Annotated in this window: 4 protein-coding genes and 1 pseudogene; all 5 read left to right on the top strand. The window is 52.0% G+C overall.

What is annotated here, in order from left to right; genetic code table 11:
• Positions 1-588, top strand: a pseudogene (locus tag Q0256_RS00860) (hypothetical protein); the annotation flags it as partial.
• A 325-nt stretch (positions 589-913) separates the two neighbouring features.
• Complete coding sequence (locus Q0256_RS00855) at positions 914-1,342, top strand: hypothetical protein (protein WP_297959162.1); 429 nt, start codon at positions 914-916, stop codon at positions 1,340-1,342.
• 32 nt (positions 1,343-1,374) lie between these two features.
• Entirely contained in the window at positions 1,375-2,817 is a 1,443-nt protein-coding gene (locus Q0256_RS00850) for a hypothetical protein (protein ID WP_297959161.1), read from the top strand.
• Between the two features lie 15 nt (positions 2,818-2,832).
• Positions 2,833-3,384: a hypothetical protein gene (locus Q0256_RS00845; protein WP_297959159.1), complete on the top strand. Its 552-nt coding sequence runs from the start codon at positions 2,833-2,835 to the stop codon at positions 3,382-3,384.
• A 159-nt stretch (positions 3,385-3,543) separates the two neighbouring features.
• Positions 3,544-3,891, top strand: coding sequence for a hypothetical protein (locus Q0256_RS00840; RefSeq protein WP_297959157.1), 348 nt, complete (start codon positions 3,544-3,546; stop codon positions 3,889-3,891).
• The last annotated feature ends 278 nt before the right edge of the window (positions 3,892-4,169 follow it).

Below are 4,169 nucleotides of genomic sequence, written 5' to 3'. Positions count from 1 at the left end.
CGAAACGGCAGCTACGAGCAGATCCGCAGCACTTTTCAAAACGGCGCGTGGCAAAACGCGACGATGAGTAAGCATGAGCTTAACGCCGCAAAGGGCGAGGAGGTCGTTACGAGCTTCATCTGGAACGACGAGAAGGGCGCGTGGGATAATATGAGCAAACAGACCGTTATCAAGAAGGGGGCGGATCTTAATATGACCTCGTATCTGTGGGACGAGCGGCTTAAAGAGTGGGTCAAAAGCTACTCAAACGGCGAAATTTACGACAAATCGGACGAGCGCCCGCTCGTGCAAAGCCACGAATCAAATTCCAGTAGCGGCAAATACGTCTATAGCTACGACGAGCACGGCAGCAATACAGCGATGGATATCTACAAGCTTGATGCGAGCGGCAAATGGGTGCAAACCGGGCGCTCGGAGGCCACTTACGATACCCAAATCCCGGCTGATAGCGTGGGGCACGGAGCCGCGCTGATGATGTTTGAGATGCCTAGTATCTACGCGATAACGAGCTTTAAGGAATTTAAGCTTAAAGACGGCAAATCCGAGCTCATAACGGAAAAGACGTGGAAATATAAAAAGATAAAGTAGCGTTTGAAGATGCGTCGGTAAAATTTAGCCGCGAAATTTTATTTGCGCGGCGTTGCACGCGTGCTGCGATTAAATTTTATCGTCGCGGCGTCGCGTTTAAATTTGACGGACGCGGTGTTGCGCGAGCTTTGCGTTTAAATTTAGCGGACGAGCAATATTCGTGTGAGTGTCGCGATTAAAATTTAGCGGCATAGCGGTATTTATGCGAGAGTCGCGGTTAAATTTAGCTAGCGCGGAGGTATTCGTGCGCCGCGTAAATTTTAAAATTTAAATCCTACGCCGCGGCAGGTCCGCACGCAGCGGCGGCAAAAGGAAAGGTTGAAAAATGGTTTTAATTAGAGCGGTAAGGGCGGCTATTTCGGCTTTAATTTCGGCGAGTATCTGTTTTGCCGCCGTAGAGGCGCAAGATCACGGCTCGGCAAGCGGACAAAAACAGACGATAGGTGGCGGCGAAAGAGATGACCAGCCGCCCGCAGGCAAGCAAAGTAGCGAAATAAGCGCAATAAAGCGCGCAGACGAGCAAGGCGGCGAGGCGCAAAATTTTAAAATCAAAAGGCGCTATTTTCGCAGCTGTTCGTGCCTACACAAACAAAAATCAAAGGAGCCCGCCCGCCTCTACGATGAAATTTCGCAAGAGCAGGCCGAAAGATCGGCGGCCTATTTCATCGGCTATTTCAAAGAGGGCAAGCTAAGCCGCTATGAGAAAATTTATGAAGGCGAGAGAGCCTTTTCGAGCGAGGATATAAAGCGGTAAACGCGATTTAAAATTTAAATAAAGGAGCGGTCATGAGAGGTGGTTTTAAAATTTTGCCCGAGGATGCGGCAGATTTTGCAGCGGTAAATTTAAAGGCGCGAGCGATTATTTCGGCGGGCGCTTTTAGGGCGCGAGCGGCGGTAAATTCGAGGGCGCGGACGGCAGTTTTAGCAAGCTCCATTTTGGCGGCGACATTAGCGCTTGCGATGCCAGCAGGCGCAACCGAGACGGGCGAGACGCACGAAACGGCATCAAATTTCAAAGCGCGAACGGATAAAATTTGCCTGCAAAAGACGGGCTACAAAACAGAGGGCGGCGCCGTGCCGCGCTACGAATATGAAGTGAGCCAAAACTACGACGCCAAAGCCCGCCGCTTAGAAAAAATTTACAGAAAGAGCAGCGAAGAGGGAGCATCCGTATCGAAAAGCTTTAGCAAATTTGACGAAAGCGGCGAGCGCGAGATCGAAAATGTCGAATACGACTGGGACGCGGATACAAACAAATTGCGCGAAACGGCGATAAGCAAGCAGGAGATCGCAAAGGACGGTTCAAAAATTTATTTCAGCCTGCAAAGCAAGGACGGCAAGCCATACGAGGGTGAAAAAGCCGTCGAAAAGCGCGAGGGCAAAACGGAAATTTTACAAAATTTCACGCTAAAAAAGGGCAGATGGACGCCGACGCACCTTACAAAAAGGATTGTCGATGAAAACGACAGAAACAATTTCGTAGCGACCTATGAATGGAACGCCAAAGCGAAAAAATGGATGCCGTACGAAAAATCGATATACCACTACAACGGCGACGTTTACGCGGGCTCCGAAGGCTACGCGTGGCGCGGCAAATGGGTACCGCTTACAAAACATACCGTCTTTACGGCGGCGGACGGAACGCGCAGCGAGATAAATTTTATATGGAAGGACGGCATCTGGCAGCGCGACGAAAAGGCCTTATACAAAATCGAACCTAAGCATAGGCGCTTTAGCGAGCTAAGATCGCGCTGGGACGCCGCAAAAAACGAGTGGAGAGAGTACTACAAAAACGTGCACGAGGAGACCGAGGAAGGCAGGCCTCTGCGCGAGCAAACCATGCTTTGGCGCGAGGAGCTGCAGCGCTGGGAGGTCGTGTTTGAAAACGAGTTTAGCTACGACGCGCGCGGCAATGTGATAAAAAATCGCGCGGCTTCCGACGGCAAGCAGTACGAGTATATCTACGACTACGACGAAGCAGGCAACAACGTCTCCATCACACTGCGCGAGCCTGATGAGAGCGGCAAATGGCGCGAGACGCAAAGGACGCAAAACGTCTTTGAGCCTGAAATTTTAGCGCACGACGTCCTGGATCGCGGCTTCATCGGCGACTACATAGCCGCGGGCGAAAACGCGATCAAAAGCAGCAAGCAGTATTTTCTAAAGGACGGCGAGTTTAAGCTAAACGAAACTCGCGAGTGGGTTTACGGAAAATGCGGGCCGCAATAAAATTTGGAAAATCCCATGAACGAGCCTTATATCGTTAAAATTTCAGATAGCGACGCGATGATGTTCGGCTGCGAAGCGGACGAGCGGGTGCGCGAATTTGCCGCTAAATTTGACGGCTGGGAGTACGAGAGCGAGTTTGAGCGGACCGGCTATCTGCTCGGCACGGACGTTTTTATCGAGGTCGCGAGCGAGGAGAGCTTAAATAAAGGCTCCTTACGCGCTCAAATTCCAAACGAAAAGGCTTTGGACGCTGACGGCGGCACGACGTTTTTGAGCCTACGCGAGTGGGATGGTAAGGAGCATTGGCGGGTTTGCGCGAGCGATGAAATTTTACGCGCGATAAGTGAGGATGAGGACGGCGGCGCGGCGTATCTGCTCCTTAGTCCGCGACATATCGCCGCAGAGGAGCTACGAGACGCCTTTGCGGACAAGCCGCCGCAGGAGTTTGCGCGCATTACCCGTGGCCTCGAAGCCAAATACGACTGCAAAGACCGAATGCTCTGCTACGTCGTTTGCTATTTTACGCCGAAAGGCAAAGAGGGGATGCGGGCGGACTTCGGCGTCTAAATTTAAAGCGCGGCGGATAAATTTAAAATTTGACCGCGCAGCACGCTTGCGCCAAATGGCGAAGGTTTTATCTTACGCGTGAGACCTGCGCCGTATGGGCGCAAGTGAAATTTAAGCGACGAAATTTAAACCGCCGCGACAAGCGAAAAGGGAGCCAAAATGATAAAATCCATAAAATTTGGGGGCGAAAGCATCGAGGAGCTGGAGGTTTGGTACTACGCCCCAAAGCACGAATGTAGCGCGGCGGAGTTCGCGCAGCAGTGCGGCAAGCTCGTGCGCGCGGACTTTGGGCTCGCCTCCCTTTACGAGATAAAATTTGAAAAATTTACGCCGAGCGAGCCCGATGATTTTATGAAAGAGCGGATAACGGCTGCTTTGAGCGCGGCAGGGCTACCTGGCGAGCCTCGTAATTTCGTAATGGGCGGCGAGAACGACTGGGACTGGCAGGAGTGCTCGTTTGAGGCGAGCGAGCAGCGATTTTTACGCGTCTGGGCGACGTCGGCTTGATAAATTTAGCCCGTAGATACTGGCTTTGCGCGCTGGGGTTTTGGGCGAATTTGCCGCAAAGCGCTTGCAAAAGGCGCCGAGCGACGTTAGAATTCCGCGCTACCGCTTATCTCGCGCGTAGTTGCATGCCTTGAAGCGCGATAACGTAAGCCCTGAGCTGGCGCGTACTATTTCGTGCAAATTTACGCGCCGAGGACAGCGGGCGCCCTGCTCTGAACCAAAATTTATTTGAAGGGAAAATATGAAAAACCTATTTCTAGCCGCGCTTGCGGCATTAG

Source organism: uncultured Campylobacter sp., from assembly GCF_937949835.1.
Taxonomy (GTDB): Bacteria; Campylobacterota; Campylobacteria; order Campylobacterales; family Campylobacteraceae; genus Campylobacter_B.
Note: the sequence above shows the minus strand (reverse complement) of the source record. Positions and strands in the feature narration are given on the sequence as shown.

Coding starts and splice junctions, on each gene's coding strand:
- Q0256_RS00855 (WP_297959162.1), top strand. CDS start 914: ATGGTTTTAATTAGAGCGGTAAGGGCGGCTATTTCGGCTTTAATTTCG.
- Q0256_RS00850 (WP_297959161.1), top strand. CDS start 1,375: ATGAGAGGTGGTTTTAAAATTTTGCCCGAGGATGCGGCAGATTTTGCA.
- Q0256_RS00845 (WP_297959159.1), top strand. CDS start 2,833: ATGAACGAGCCTTATATCGTTAAAATTTCAGATAGCGACGCGATGATG.
- Q0256_RS00840 (WP_297959157.1), top strand. CDS start 3,544: ATGATAAAATCCATAAAATTTGGGGGCGAAAGCATCGAGGAGCTGGAG.